Here is a 13,778-nt window from a genome sequence, read left to right on the forward strand (position 1 = left end):
CAGTTTGGTATAAACGGATCCGGCATTATCCAAAGTTCACGCCCAAGTGCAAGTACCGTATTCGCATTGAAGACAACCCCGGATTGTGGTGCAATCGTCACCGCAATGTCGTCCCTTCGGACCCGTAGAATAAAATGGACACCCGTGCAGCCAGATCAATTTCGCCGCACCTGGGTGCAACATGAATCATTTCAAAGCGCTACAGCATCTCAGGAAAAGATTCCGTACAAGATGGCTGTCTGGTCAGTACTGCTGTGAAGAAAAAATTTATGAAGCAATCACCCCTGCCCCCCAAAACATTCCAGGACCGCCTGATCCAATGGCAGCAGACCCATGGTCGCCACGATTTACCCTGGCAGCAAAATCCAACCCCTTACCGGGTGCTGGTTTCTGAAATCATGCTACAGCAAACCCAAGTTGCGACGGTTATCCCCTACTTCGAACGCTGGATGAACAGCTTTCCAACCGTTGAAAGGCTCGCCGCAGCTTCTGAAGATGACGTGATGAGTCACTGGCAAGGACTCGGTTATTACTCCCGGGCACGGAACCTGAGAAAAGCAGCGCAATACATCGTCCATGAATGCGGCGGTCAGTTTCCGGATCAAGTCGATACGCTTCTGAAGATCCCGGGGGTCGGCCGCTACACTGCCGGCGCAATCGCTTCTTTTGCTTACAACACTTACGGCCCGATTGTAGATGGCAACGTCAAACGTCTTTTCTGCCGTTTTTTCGGCATTGAAGGCGTCCCGGGCACGACGCAAGTCGACAAGCAGCTCTGGCATCATGCCGAGCAATTCACCCCACAACAGCATAACCGCGCCTTTGCACAGGGTTTGCTGGATATGGGGGCAACCGTCTGTAAACCGAAAAATCCGGTCTGTGGCGATTGCGCATTTCAGGACCAGTGTGTTGCTTTCACCACAGACCGCGTCGCAGAACTGCCGACACCGAAACCTAAAAAAGTGGTCCCGACCCGTCCCGGACAATTCCTGTGGATTGAGTCCGACGGCCAGATTCTGCTGGAAAAACGGGAAGATAATGGCATCTGGGGCGCGCTCTGGTGCCTGCCGCAAATCTATCTGGAGCCGGAGCAACTTGGCGATCATGTCCAGCTCAAAGGCACATTCAAGCATACCTTTACCCACTACAAGCTCAATGCCAGTGTCTGGCGCGTGGATCGTCTGGGCGATCAAACAGAGAATCAGCAATGGTTCCCGCTCAATGCACTCAGTGAATTAGGACTCCCCACGCCAATCCGCAAGTTTATTGAAAAGCGGATATCGAATTAACGCTTCAGCGCTTTCCCATTCGGCAACGGATGGGAAAAAGCATTCGATCACACGGGCACACTTCATTCAACAAACTTGAATCCCGCAGGCAGAAGCAGGAAACTAGTGCCAGACATTTGATTCAGGCTGTCATCTCAGACCGCCACCCAATCATGATTGAGGATCCCATGAGCCGTACTGTATTTTGTGCACGACTGAAGAAAGAAGCTGAAGGTCTGGATTTCCAGCTGTATCCGGGCGAGCTGGGTAAGCGTATTTTCGATAACATTTCCAAAGAAGCCTGGGCTGAGTGGCAAAGCAAGCAGACCATGCTAATCAATGAGAAAAAACTGAACATGATGGATCCGGAGCACCGTAAGCTGCTGGAAACAGAAATGGTGAAATTCCTGTTTGATGGTCAGGACGTCATCATCGACGGCTACACCCCGCCAAGCGAGTAATGCCTTTGTGCACCAGACGTGTGCATGAACATCACGTTCTCAGGTCGCAGTGGCCAAAAAGCGTACCGTGAGCAGACAGAAAATGACATCATTTATCCAAGTGATGTCATTTTTTATATGCAGAACATGAAAAAAGCACTCCTCCTGGCCACATTCACGCTGCTGCTCAGTGGCTGCACGCGAGAACTGGTCGAAAAAGTCTATCCGGTCAATTACGCCCCGACCAACCGCTTTGCCAAAAATCTGGCCCCTTTACCGGGCCAGTTTACAAAAGATACCGCTGCGCTGGATCGCCTGATCCAGAGCTTCAGTGGTCAGGTCAAACAGCGCTGGGGGAATGACAATGTCCTCATGGCCAGCAAACGTCATTACGTCAAATACACCGATGGCTACCAGAGCCGGGCCCATGTCGACTTCGACAAAGGGGTGGTTACCATAGAAACCGTGGCAACCACAAACCCGAAACAGCACCTGATTGATGCCATTGCAACCACCCTGCTCACGCCGGCCGATCCCGCAGAGGTCGATCTGTACTCAGCCCAGGACTTCGCCCTCAGTGGCAGTCCGTTCCTGCTTGGTCAGATCCTGGATCAGGATGGCAAATCCATTGAATGGTCCTGGCGGGCCAAGCGTTTTGCTGAATATCTGGTCAACAACAAACTCAAAACCAAAGATGTCCGTTTCCAGAAGGCTTACTACGTGGATATCCCCATGGTGGCCGATCATGTCAGCAAGCGAAGCTATAAATATGCTGATATCGTTCGTGAAGCCTCCCGCCGTTACGGCATCAAAGAAGACCTGATCTACGCCATCATCAAAACAGAAAGCAGTTTCAACCCCTATGCGGTCAGTCCGGCCAATGCCTATGGACTGATGCAGGTGGTGCCGAAAACTGCGGGTGCGGATGTGTTTAAGCTGGTCAAAAAACGTTCCGGGCAGCCTTCACCACAGTATCTTTTTGATCCGGCTAAAAACATTGATACCGGCACCGCTTACTTCTACCTGCTGCAAAACCGTTACCTGAAAGAGATACGGAATCCGCTTTCGCTGCACTACAGTATGATCTCCGCCTACAACGGCGGTACTGGCGGTGTGTTGAGTACCTTCGACAGGAACCGCAAGCGCGCCATGCAGGATTTGAATCAGCTGAAGCCAAATCAGGTCTACTGGGCACTGACCAACAAGCATCCGAAAGGCGAAGCAAGACGATATCTGGAGAAAGTCACGCGCTACCAAAAAGATTTTAACAATGGGAAAATCTGAGACAAAGTCATGGCTTTACTGCCGGAAAGACTGAAAATTGCTGCTCGCCGCCCCATAACGGGCAAAAAGCGAGCAAGCAATTCGAAATCGCACTTTTTTCTGGAAAAAGGTATTGACGATAAGGGCCAAAACCCGTTTAATAGCGCTCCGTTGCCTCGATAGCTCAGTCGGTAGAGCAGAGGATTGAAAATCCTCGTGTCGGTGGTTCGATTCCGCCTCGAGGCACCATGATTTGATTTATGGTGTTCTGGTAACGTCATAAGAAAGAACAATTCCCCCTTAGTTCAGTCGGTAGAACGGCGGACTGTTAATCCGTATGTCGCTGGTTCAAGTCCAGCAGGGGGAGCCAAATTCGTGTGCCGACTTAGCTCAGTAGGTAGAGCAACTGACTTGTAATCAGTAGGTCACCAGTTCGATTCCGGTAGTCGGCACCATTTATACAGCGTAAAGCACAATTGCTTTACCCTGCCTCGATAGCTCAGTCGGTAGAGCAGAGGATTGAAAATCCTCGTGTCGGTGGTTCGATTCCGCCTCGAGGCACCATATTTGATTGTGGTGTCACAATGACAGCACGATAAAGAACAATTCCCCCTTAGTTCAGTCGGTAGAACGGCGGACTGTTAATCCGTATGTCGCTGGTTCAAGTCCAGCAGGGGGAGCCAATTTCATACATTGCCATAATGCGGTGTATATCCTCCAAACTGGTGAGCACGTTGTGCTCAATGTCGCTGGCCTAGCCGGCCGCGTTAAGTCCAGCAGGGGGAGCCAAACAGCAAAGCGAAGATTTTAATCTTTGCTCTGCCTCGATAGCTCAGTCGGTAGAGCAGAGGATTGAAAATCCTCGTGTCGGTGGTTCGATTCCGCCTCGAGGCACCATACAATTCCCCCTTAGTTCAGTCGGTAGAACGGCGGACTGTTAATCCGTATGTCGCTGGTTCAAGTCCAGCAGGGGGAGCCACTTTAGAAGCCCTGGTCGAAAGACCGGGGTTTTTCTTTATCTGTACCTGATGCAACACAATCCACTTCAAAGGTTTGATCTGCCCTGTTCTTTTTTACGCTGCTTAAAAAACATGCGATTCATCTCAAGTATTTAATACGCAGTGAAAAAAAACAGGGAAGGTTTTGAGTCACCTCCTTTCTTAACATTCCTCCGATTGCCAGTCGCCTGCAACTCGTCCAAACCATTGAATGCAATCATGCGCATTTGAAATCATTAAGGAGAGAAAATGTTGCTGCAAAATGCCTCTTGGAGGAAAGGACTCTTGTTCTTAGGGATTGGCTCAGTACTGAGTTCCTTGTCGACAACCGCTCTGGCACACGGCTATATGGAATATCCACCGGCAAGACAACAAATTTGTGATCTGGATGGCGGCTATTGGGATTCGACGGATGGCTCAACCATTCCCAATGCTGCATGTCGGGCAGCCTTTGTTCAGTCTGGCTGGTACCCTTTTGTTCAGAAACCAGAATTTGCCAGATTAGTGTCGGACTATCACAACCAGGCTGCTGTCGAGCGGGCCATCCCTGATGGTTCGCTGTGTTCAGCCGCAGACAGTAAAAAATCAGGCATGGATATCTCCTCGCCTTACTGGCAGAAAACAACCATTGATCTGACGAACAACGGTCAGTTAGCGCTTTTATATCGGGCTGAAACACCGCACAACCCAAGTTTCTGGAAGTTCTATCTGACCAAGCCCGGATTTGACAGTGCGACCCAGTCGCTCGCCTGGGGGGATCTGGAGCTGGTTGGCGAAGTAGGTAACATTCCCACCACCACCATCAACGGGCAAAAGTATTATCAGATGACGATTACCCTACCGACCGAGAGAACCGGTGATGCCATCCTGTATGCCCGCTGGCAGCGCAATGACCCAGCCGGTGAAGGTTTCTACAACTGTATCGACATTCGTTTTGCAGGCTCGGATAACGGCCAGCCCGGCGGCTGGTCCAGTGCGGGAGCTTTCGTCAAAGCAACGGATATCGCCCAGCCTGACGAAACCGTCTGGTTCCGTATTTTTGACCAGAATGGTGTCGAAACGGTTTCTGAACAAATTGCCATCACGGCTGCAAACCAAGCGCAGTCGGTCTGGGCCTCCAGTCTGGCTGACACCGTCAATCTGACCTATTCGCAGCAGGTTCAGATCGGTAAACAAGCCGCAGACGGCAGTATCGTATTCGATGCTCAGGATCTGTTTGGCAATCAGGTCTTCCTGAAGAACAAAGATTATAGCTATCAGTTAGACATCAAACTTTTACCCGCGGCACCAGACTGGGACCCAAATCAAGTCTATGTCGCCGGTGATCAAGTGCTCTATCAAGGTAAGCTGTACACTGCAAAATGGTGGACCAAAGGCGAGCAGCCCGGACAATCCGCTGTGTGGCAGCTCAATTAACCGCAAGTTTCAGGTGGGTCGAAAGTGACCCACCTGTACCGCTCAATACGCAACAGGCAGCATGATATTCCGCATTTTATCCACTCACATTTCTTTTCATTGGTAAACAGGCAGATTCAATCCTCTTAACCGGGATCATATTTTGTTAAATTTCCACTCTGAACGTTTATTAACCTAGTCTAGTATTTTCGTGTCGAAAATTAACTCCCCCTGCAAGTACACGCGGGGGGTCTCTTCAGCATTACCAAGAGAGCAGGGAATGAAACTCAGGACACAAACCTATTTGTTATCCGCTGTTATCCTGACGGCCATGCTGGCCATCATGATCACAGGTCTGATGACACTGCGTATGGCCAGCAACCAGGATAATGAATCCAGGGTCACACAGCTGTTTAACAGCACCTACAACACAATTATCGAACTGGAAAAGATGGCGCAGGAAGGCATTCTGGCTGAGCCTCAGGCAAAAGCGCTGGCCACCCGTTTATTGCGAAACAATGTCTATAAAGACAACGAATATGTTTATGTCGCCGATGCCCAGTTGACCTTTATCGCAGCACCCTTGGATCCCCAGCTACACGGAACCAGCTTTCACGACTTCAAGGATGGCCACGGCAACAGTGTCGGCAATATCCTGAAACAGGCAGTGGCTGCCAGTGGGGATAAGCTGGCGCAATATACCTGGACCCAGAAGCAGGCAGACGGCAGTGTGGAGGAAAAACTCTCGATTGCGCGGCGAACGCCACTCTGGGGATGGTATGTTGGCACCGGCATTGGATTCAACGAGGTAAACCAGCGTTTCTGGTCCACTGCTGGCTGGCAGTTGATCCTGTGTCTTTTCATTACGGCGGCCATTCTGACCGTGCTACTCATCGCCAGCAGACGTATTGTCAATTTGCTGGGGGGTGAGCCGGATGAGGTCCAGTCTGCCGTGCAAGCAGTCGCGGACGGCAAGATCACCACCCACTTTGAAACCCGGGCGACGCCCGGCAGTATTTACTATGCCGTCCAGACCATGAGCCTGTCGCTGGCAGAGCTGGTGAATCACCTCAAACAGTCCATGATAGATCTGCGTCAGGAGATTGACCACGTATCCTCCCGCTCGGGAATCATTGCGAATCTGACTGACGATCAACAACAGTCTACCGCCATGATTGCCACCGCGATGACAGAAATGGCCTCATCAGCCAACAACGTCGCGGAGTCTGCCAGCGATACAGCCAGTAATACCGAGCGAGCCGATCAGCAAAGCCAGGTCACGCAAACACTAATTCTGTCGACCGTCGATAACATTCAGGGACTGGCCGATCAACTGGTCACAGCCAGTCAGGCCGTCTCCCACCTGGATACTGAAGTCAACAGCATTGCCAGAGTGCTGGATGTGATCGGTGATATTGCCGAACAAACCAACTTACTGGCCCTCAATGCAGCCATTGAAGCGGCTCGTGCCGGCGAGCAGGGCCGAGGCTTCGCTGTCGTGGCCGATGAAGTCCGGAATCTGGCTGGCAGAACGCAAAACAGCACCAAAGAGATCCAGCAGATGATCAGCCGTCTGCAGAGCGGCTCCCGCAACGCGATTCAAACGATGGAAACCTGTGCTGAAACCAGCCAGACCACAGTTCAGCAATCGCAAGAGGCTTCGCAAGCGTTACAACAGATTGTGTCAGCACTGGAGAGTATCACCGAAATGAGCCACCAGATCGCCGCAGCAGCGGCGGAACAGACACAGGTCAGCGACGATATCTCAAACCGGATCAACACCATTGAAGAAAGTGGCCGTCAGTTGTCAGAAGTCGTGGGACAGAGCCACAACAGCACCCGATCTTTGCAGGGTCTGTATCACGAGCTGGAGACCTGGACCGGAAAATTCAGTCTGAAATCCTGAGCCTGATTCCTGCCCTGAATACAACAAACCCCACGCTTTTGTGGGGTTTGTCTTAGTAAGATGCCGGACGATGATTACCTCGCGTTATCACTCACCAGCAGCACACCAAAATCAGCATCCTGAGCGCCATAATGGATGATCATGCCATCATTGAGACCGAGTACCAGAATGTTCTGACTCTGTGCGTGAGGCGTCGATGACCAGACATTACTCGTCGTTGCGTACTTATCGTCTTCCGTTTTGATAAAACCGGGAAAAGCCTTCAGGTTCACTGCCGGAGAAATACAGGCCACTTCCCGAAGACTCACCAGTTCTTTGATATTCGGCATCCGCCAGCCCGTCACGCCATCAACAACCGCGTTTTTCTCATTGAGGTTGATCTGAAACAGCGCCTTCTTCCAACTGTACCCTTCCGGTGTTCCGTCACAGGTCTGCTGCTGTGAATTCCACTGTGTCCCTAACAGGCAACGACGCCAGACCAGATTGGTCTGCAAATCTGTGACCGTACCATTGCCATTGTCCTGAAAACGGATATCCGGCGCACTTGCCTCCAGATCCAAGCCACACGACTGCATTGCAGCCATCGCATTGGCTGAGCAAACCAACGCACAGAAAATGGTGCCAATTATCTTTTTCAACATGGTGTTATTCCTTATTTCGCAACCATTCGAACAGCCATCACATTCGGGGAAAGGCATTCTTCGCCCGCAACACAAGGCGCATAGTAAGCGGTGAGTTCACCCAGCCCCGTACCGCCTCCGGCTTGTGTCATCTGTGTCAGATGGCTAATCGCCCGGCCCTCGGTATAATTCGGATCAGTCCGCAGGAACGTCGAAGACCAGTAATAGCCATAAGGCAGGTCATCACTGCCGATCCACAGATCATTGAAGAATTTCACCGTCAGGCCATAAACATTGCCTTTCGCATCGGTCGCTGTTTCACTGAAATCGAGCAGATCATACTGTTCGTGCATAGTCGGCAGCCGCCAGTTGGTTTTGCCGCAGTAAGCCAATTCATTCAGTTTCTGGCTGTATTCCTGTGTGGTGCAGGCTGCCAGATGATCTGAGCGACATGAAGCCAGCGCAATTTCATCGGCATGCGGCTTGATGGTGTCCGTTTCCAGTGCAAACAGGCGGTGTTTGTCACGGAATGCGCTTGGGTCATCCAGTTTGATTTCCCAAATCAGACCGGTACGCTCATCTTTCACACACTGCCAGGTCTTGCTGTTTTCAGGCAACGCCTGACCTTTGGCATCGAGCTTCGTCAACTGAAAACCGCCATCAGTCACGTCCAGTCCGAAACTGGCATCCTGATCCGGTGCACCGGGATCCGGCTGATTTGATAAAGCCCCCGTCGACAGGTTCAGGTGCTGAACCATACCGGTATCATTGAGCTGTCTGACCGCCATCTGACCCAGTGAAAGGATTTTCTGCAGTTTTTCTTCAGCCAGTGAGTCCGCCAGCAGATCAGCGCCATACACGTTCAGACCTTTGGCAACACCAGCCACCACAACGCCATAATCCGTGCTGCGGGCGCTCAGTTGGCTGAAATGGCTCAGCAGTTTGCTATCCAGCGCGGCCAACGCGGCATCATCACTATTGACCAGCAGATTAGACGGTGGCGTGATCCCCAGTGCTTCCAGATTTTGGGTCACCGAGACAACCGCCGTATTCAGGCTGGCACCGGACATCATTTCACCCACCACCAGCGTCGTGACACCATTGACGAGGGTGAACGCATTTTCACGTGCTGCCGGCGCAGCCAGATTCAGCGCAGCCGGTGCTGTTGAGCGGGCTGCAACCACAGGCGCAGCCTGTACCAGCAAAGGCGATGTTTTCACCCGAATGTCTGTACTGGTCAGGGTAAAGTTATATTGCGTAGCTTTGACCGACGGTTCATCGGCACTACACGTCCAGTCGCGATTGATATCGGCACACACCGTCATGGGGACATCAACTGTTGCCGACGAAACACGGCCGCTGATCTCATAGACTGGCTGACTCTGATCACTTGAGTTGCTGTCCGAGCCATTACATCCGCTCAGAACCACGGTCAGCGCAACTGGCAAGACCGCAAGTTGGATTGATTTCATCTGATTCTCACTTCTTTCGAATTAAAATGGGCGGCGTCTTGCCAGCGCCATCGTCAGGCAAAACAGCAAGCTCAACACCCCGAGCGAACCCCCGCCGGATGTGCCTTGGTTGTCTGGTTTTGCTGTGTTGTCTTTATTCGGTTGGACGGTATCTGCATTACCGCAGTCATACCCGGTCACAGTGCCGACACCCCAGGATTTGATCGTGCCGCTCTGCCCTGTCACCCGGTCGGTCACTTCCAGCACCCAGTTGCCCGTCATCGCTTCCCCCACCAGTTCCGACAGCGCCGGTGTATTCCGGGGAGTAAAGGTGTAGGTTTTTTCTTTCAGGGGGAAAGACTGATAGGTCATCAGCGGGAAACTCCGGCCTGACGGCGTACGAACCACCACCAGCAGATCGGAGAAACGCGGATGCGACACAGACAGCTGGATGCCAAAGTCATCGGATATCTGTCCGGCACCCGCTGGCACCGTCAGCGCATACATGGATTCACCCAACAGGATCTTGCCGCCTTCATTAATCTGACGGGCATCTGACAAGGCTTCATTCAGCGCTTTCAATGGCTGCGACAGCGTCGGCACGCCGTAGGTAAAATTCAGCTGCTGCTGACTGTAACGGGATGTCTGGGCCGTATCCTGCGTCACTGTGATCTCTGCGGTCAGTTGAATGGCTTCCCCGCACTGCAGCGAAGAAGGGACCTGAATGGCTTCATTGACCTCAGTCACAGCACCAGGCTCAACCTGCGTTGCCTGCACCTGCTGATGCCAGTTCAGCGCAGGCATGGACAACTGAGCGCTCAAAGCAGCCAGTGTCTGATCACTGTCATTAACCAGCGCGACAGATAAATCCGTCAGATCTTGCTTCGTCACCGCCAGCGCTGACGTCGTCTGGGCCAGAACAACCGCTTCTTTCAGAATACTGTGATGCTGAAAACGGCTTTCCAGCCACTCGGCATAGGATTTCTGCGGATAGAGACGCTGGGCCGCATCAACCGTGGAACGGGCCAGATCGTCCATCTTCATGCCAAAGCCCATCCCGGCCATGCCTTCCAGCACCACCCGGTTGAATTCATCAAAAGCCACTTCACCATAAACCGCTTCCGCCTGCTTCAGGGTCTGAAACAGTGGCGTCGACCACAACTCATCCCCCAGCGTGCCGGCCACAGAGATATGGGCACGATATTCCATCTCACGGTCATAACGAGCATCGTCATCATGCAGAGAACGACGGGATTTCACTGCGCCGGCTGCGCCATCCCAGTTGGCAAACACATCCAGTTCAAAGCGCTCATCACGATTGCGCTGGACCCAGAAGCTGTAAGCTCCGGCCCAGTAATCCCCGAAACCTTCACCTATCGCGCCGGTGTCTCCGCCTTTCCAGTCCGGCACCAGCATCGCGTTGATCGCATGACCAAACTCATGCAGTACCACGTCTGCATCTTCACTGTCCGGCACACCACCTACGCCCATCGACAGGATGCTGACATCGTCAAGATAGGTCGAGTTATTGGTATTCTGGCCCTGCGCATCAATTTTCAGCGGCTCAGTAAACAGAGCCCGCTCACCACTGAATCCCAGGCTGGCCAGATATTGCAGCGAATGATCCAGATGATAAAACGCATTCACGTCCCGAAAGGCTGCAAACTGCCGAGTGAAATCAAACGGCTGCCCCTCTGTGACGGAAACCAGTCCCTGTTTCGGACCGACGTCCAGCGCTTCCATTGTCACAATGTCCACCGCCATCACCCGATCATTCATCAGGTACAACTTGCCGTCTTGACGCGTCACCTCAACGCCGGACACTGTGGTATAAGCTGCTGCCGGAATGACAATGTCATCCACGGCCGTATGCTCTTCTTCGATCGCACGGCCCGTCGCTGTACGTGGATCCGGGTCAAACACCGTCATGCGGGTCTGAACAATCTCTCCCTGCGGCGGTGTCAGCAACGCGTGCTTCCGAGGCTGCAATGGCACATTCAGTGCACAGTTTGCCGTGTCGTCCAGCAAGGTATTAAACAGGCGGTAAAGCTGACCATGCTGATCTGTCGTCACAACCATTGCGCCTTCACAAGGCTGGCCTGAAGCATTCTGCTGCACAAAGTGATAATGCGTCCCCAGCAGGGTTTGCCGGGTCGCACGTAACACCAGTGTGTCCGTCTGCGGGTAGCGTGACTGTACATACGCCAGTGCAGCATCGCTGTCGGGAATCGCAGTGGTGTCCAGCGGGTAAATCAGGTGCTGGGCCTGAGTCTGTGTACAGAAAAGGGCTGCTGCCGTCAGTAAGTATCGTTTCATCTCCATGTCCCTTTAAAAACGGTACTTCGCGTTCACACTGAAATAGCGGCCCGGCTCTGTTGAAAAGGTCGTTTGTGCTTTCGTCACACCGGCCACGTCCTGATACCGGGTGTATTCGCGATCAAACAGGTTATGCACCGCCGCGTTAACACGGAAATCCGGCGTCAAGTCATAGCCCATCCCTGCATCAACCGTCATCCAGCCTGCGGTAGTGGCACAGGTTTGGCGCATCCCCAGGTCATCCTGACAGCTCGGCACTTTATCCATGGCACCGGCGTAATTGACACGCATAAAGCCATCCCAGCTATCCTGCTGATACATCAGCATGGTATTGCCTTCCAGCGGCGTCAGGGTACGAATTGACTCACCATGCTCGTCTTCACCGTCAACAATGCCCAACTTGCTGGCCAGATTCAGACGGTCGCTGAGCCAATAGCTGACGGTCAGCTCAGCACCATAGGTTTTCACCCCGTCCAGATTCTGGTACTGCACTTCGGCATATTTCCCGGCTTCATTCCAGCCGATGGTTTTTTCGCTGATAAAGTTATCGAAGACGGAATAGAACAGCGCACCATAGACAGCCAACTGGCCGTCGTCATATTTAGCACCCAGCTCCAGGTTGTCACTGGTTTCTGCATCCAGATCCGCATTCGGGCGAATCACGAAATTCCCCAGATCGCTCGACAGGTGTGGCACAAAACCGTACGCCTTGGCATAAGACGGTGCCAGAAAACCATGGGTATAACTCAGGTAAGTATTCAGTTCCGGCGTCCATTGATAAGCCAGAGACAGGCTCGGAGAAAGCTCGCTGCTGTTCAGCTCATGAAGTGGATATCCGCCAATGCTGTCATCCACCTCAGACGACATCTGCTGCACGTCGAAACGCAGACCCGGCGCCAGATTCCATTTGCCCCAGCGAATGTCATCATGCACATACACCCCAAGGGTGTGTGTTCTGGCAGTCGCGAAAGGCTCCGAGTCCTTCAGCATGTCGCCGGTCCAGTCGACGATGCGCACATTGATCGGGCGCTCATGCAGCATGGTTTCCAGTGCAACACCCCAGGCAAATCGATGTTCAACATCGCCGTGAGTGGCCTGCTTTTGCAGATCGGCCGACAGTCCGATCAGGTGATCATTGAATGCCCGGTTTTCAGACTGGCGACGTTTGAACACCAGCCCTTCCTGTGTGCGCTGCATGGTGACATCTTTATTGCTGGAAGTGTCGGTCTGACGGTAATACAGATTGATATCGGCCTGATCGGCCAGCAACCTTTCGCCTTCCCACTCAGCCCCTGCCCGCACGGACAACGTGGTGGTATCTCCTTCTTCCAGAAACGACGTCGCTTCCCAGCCACCGCCGTCCATCTGAGTCGGGGCAATTCCCTGCTCCCGGCGTAACTGCTGATTGTAGTAATCCACCTTCCCTTTCAGCAGCCAGCTGTCATTGAGGAACCATTCACTGGTCAGCGCTGCATTGATCCCGTCCACATCACGAACATACAGTGACTGAGCGTGGTTTTTGGTCTCGCTGCCCTGCCAGTAGCTGACACGCACCAGATGCGCCGTGTCACCCAAGCGCGCTGCCGTGGTCAGCGTCGAGGTATATTTGTCACTAATGCCTGAATATCCCCCTTCCAGGCCGACATAACGATCGTCGCTGCCCAGATAGTCACTCGGCGTTTTCGACGTCAGCACCACGACACCACCAATCGCGCCAGAGCCATAGAGCGACGAGTCTGCCCCTTTCACCACTTCAATCTGCTTCACATCGCCCAGATCAAAGCTGTTATGGCCGGCCACGTCATTGATATCACTGGCTCCATAACCATCCGCAACTTTCACGCCATCTTTAATCACCGCGATCCGGTTACCGCTCATGCCACGGATCGTAATATTCTGCGGGCGACCGGCCCCACCGCTGACACTCACACCCGGTTCATGGGACAGCACGTCATACAGTTCAGTCGATCCCTCGCGCTCAATATCCTCACTGGTGATCACGGCCACAGAGCCGTTGGTTTCAGACAGCGGTTGCTCGATGCGGGTTGCCGTGACAACCACGGTCTCCATCTTTTTCGCGTCTGACTGCTGGGCAGCCAGAGCGTGAAAACTCATCAGGCC

Annotated in this window: 9 protein-coding genes and 7 tRNA genes; 12 read left to right on the top strand and 4 right to left on the bottom strand. The window is 52.9% G+C overall.

All coding sequences use genetic code 11. The annotated features are described in order from the left end of the window. Nucleotides 1–269: 269 nt before the first annotated feature. From mutY to EA58_RS04510, 12 genes are all read left to right on the top strand, one after another. On the top strand, nt 270–1,289 hold the full coding sequence (gene mutY / locus EA58_RS04455; RefSeq protein WP_036749469.1) for an A/G-specific adenine glycosylase: 1,020 nt from the start codon (nt 270–272) through the stop codon (nt 1,287–1,289). A gap of 167 nt (nt 1,290–1,456) precedes the next feature. Then, nucleotides 1,457–1,729 (top strand): oxidative damage protection protein, encoded by a 273-nt coding sequence (locus EA58_RS04460; protein WP_036749819.1) that lies wholly within the window; start codon nt 1,457–1,459, stop codon nt 1,727–1,729. 126 nt (nt 1,730–1,855) lie between these two features. Continuing rightward, nucleotides 1,856–2,992 carry a membrane-bound lytic murein transglycosylase MltC gene (gene mltC, locus EA58_RS04465; protein WP_036749822.1) on the top strand — a complete coding sequence of 379 codons (1,137 nt, stop codon included), beginning with the start codon at nt 1,856–1,858 and terminating at the stop codon, nt 2,990–2,992. 152 nt (nt 2,993–3,144) lie between these two features. Beyond that, nucleotides 3,145–3,220, top strand: a tRNA-Phe gene (locus tag EA58_RS04470). A 45-nt stretch (nt 3,221–3,265) separates the two neighbouring features. Beyond that, nucleotides 3,266–3,341 (top strand) — tRNA-Asn (locus EA58_RS04475). A gap of 9 nt (nt 3,342–3,350) precedes the next feature. Beyond that, nucleotides 3,351–3,426, top strand: a tRNA-Thr gene (locus tag EA58_RS04480). A 33-nt stretch (nt 3,427–3,459) separates the two neighbouring features. Then, a tRNA-Phe gene (locus tag EA58_RS04485) sits at nt 3,460–3,535 on the top strand. Between the two features lie 43 nt (nt 3,536–3,578). Then, nucleotides 3,579–3,654: transfer RNA gene (locus EA58_RS04490), tRNA-Asn, on the top strand. A 138-nt stretch (nt 3,655–3,792) separates the two neighbouring features. Beyond that, nucleotides 3,793–3,868: transfer RNA gene (locus tag EA58_RS04495), tRNA-Phe, on the top strand. 6 nt (nt 3,869–3,874) lie between these two features. Further along, a tRNA-Asn gene (locus tag EA58_RS04500) sits at nt 3,875–3,950 on the top strand. Nucleotides 3,951–4,218: 268 nt separating this feature from the next. Then, complete coding sequence (locus tag EA58_RS04505; protein ID WP_051641895.1) at nt 4,219–5,385, top strand: lytic polysaccharide monooxygenase; 1,167 nt, start codon at nt 4,219–4,221, stop codon at nt 5,383–5,385. A gap of 259 nt (nt 5,386–5,644) precedes the next feature. Beyond that, nucleotides 5,645–7,270: a methyl-accepting chemotaxis protein gene (locus tag EA58_RS04510; RefSeq protein ID WP_036749471.1), complete on the top strand. Its 1,626-nt coding sequence runs from the start codon at nt 5,645–5,647 to the stop codon at nt 7,268–7,270. 74 nt (nt 7,271–7,344) lie between these two features. Here the strand turns inward: EA58_RS04510 and EA58_RS04515 are convergent, their stop codons facing one another. The 4 genes from EA58_RS04515 to EA58_RS04530 are packed head-to-tail and all read right to left on the bottom strand — an operon-like array spanning nt 7,345 to nt 13,772. Beyond that, nucleotides 7,345–7,911 (bottom strand): Lcl C-terminal domain-containing protein, encoded by a 567-nt coding sequence (locus tag EA58_RS04515; protein WP_051641896.1) that lies wholly within the window; start codon nt 7,909–7,911, stop codon nt 7,345–7,347. An 11-nt stretch (nt 7,912–7,922) separates the two neighbouring features. Continuing rightward, entirely contained in the window at nt 7,923–9,362 is a 1,440-nt protein-coding gene (locus EA58_RS04520; protein WP_036749473.1) for an Lcl domain-containing protein, read from the bottom strand. A 21-nt stretch (nt 9,363–9,383) separates the two neighbouring features. Further along, on the bottom strand, nt 9,384–11,657 hold the full coding sequence (locus EA58_RS04525) for a proprotein convertase P-domain-containing protein (RefSeq protein WP_036749474.1): 2,274 nt from the start codon (nt 11,655–11,657) through the stop codon (nt 9,384–9,386). Between the two features lie 12 nt (nt 11,658–11,669). Further along, entirely contained in the window at nt 11,670–13,772 is a 2,103-nt protein-coding gene (locus EA58_RS04530) for a TonB-dependent hemoglobin/transferrin/lactoferrin family receptor (protein WP_412177936.1), read from the bottom strand. Between the last annotated feature and the right edge of the window lie 6 nt (nt 13,773–13,778).

Source organism: Photobacterium galatheae, assembly GCF_000695255.1.
GTDB lineage: Bacteria > Pseudomonadota > Gammaproteobacteria > Enterobacterales > Vibrionaceae > Photobacterium > Photobacterium galatheae.

Bases quoted from the DNA above. Each gene is read 5' to 3' on its own strand.
- mltC (WP_036749822.1), top strand. From the start codon at position 1,856: ATGAAAAAAGCACTCCTCCTGGCCACATTCACGCTGCTGCTCAGTGGC.
- EA58_RS04520 (WP_036749473.1), bottom strand. From the start codon at position 9,362: ATGAAATCAATCCAACTTGCGGTCTTGCCAGTTGCGCTGACCGTGGTT.
- EA58_RS04460 (WP_036749819.1), top strand. From the start codon at position 1,457: ATGAGCCGTACTGTATTTTGTGCACGACTGAAGAAAGAAGCTGAAGGT.
- EA58_RS04530 (WP_412177936.1), bottom strand. From the start codon at position 13,772: ATGAGTTTTCACGCTCTGGCTGCCCAGCAGTCAGACGCGAAAAAGATG.
- EA58_RS04510 (WP_036749471.1), top strand. From the start codon at position 5,645: ATGAAACTCAGGACACAAACCTATTTGTTATCCGCTGTTATCCTGACG.
- EA58_RS04505 (WP_051641895.1), top strand. From the start codon at position 4,219: ATGTTGCTGCAAAATGCCTCTTGGAGGAAAGGACTCTTGTTCTTAGGG.
- EA58_RS04525 (WP_036749474.1), bottom strand. From the start codon at position 11,657: ATGAAACGATACTTACTGACGGCAGCAGCCCTTTTCTGTACACAGACT.
- mutY (WP_036749469.1), top strand. From the start codon at position 270: ATGAAGCAATCACCCCTGCCCCCCAAAACATTCCAGGACCGCCTGATC.
- EA58_RS04515 (WP_051641896.1), bottom strand. From the start codon at position 7,911: ATGTTGAAAAAGATAATTGGCACCATTTTCTGTGCGTTGGTTTGCTCA.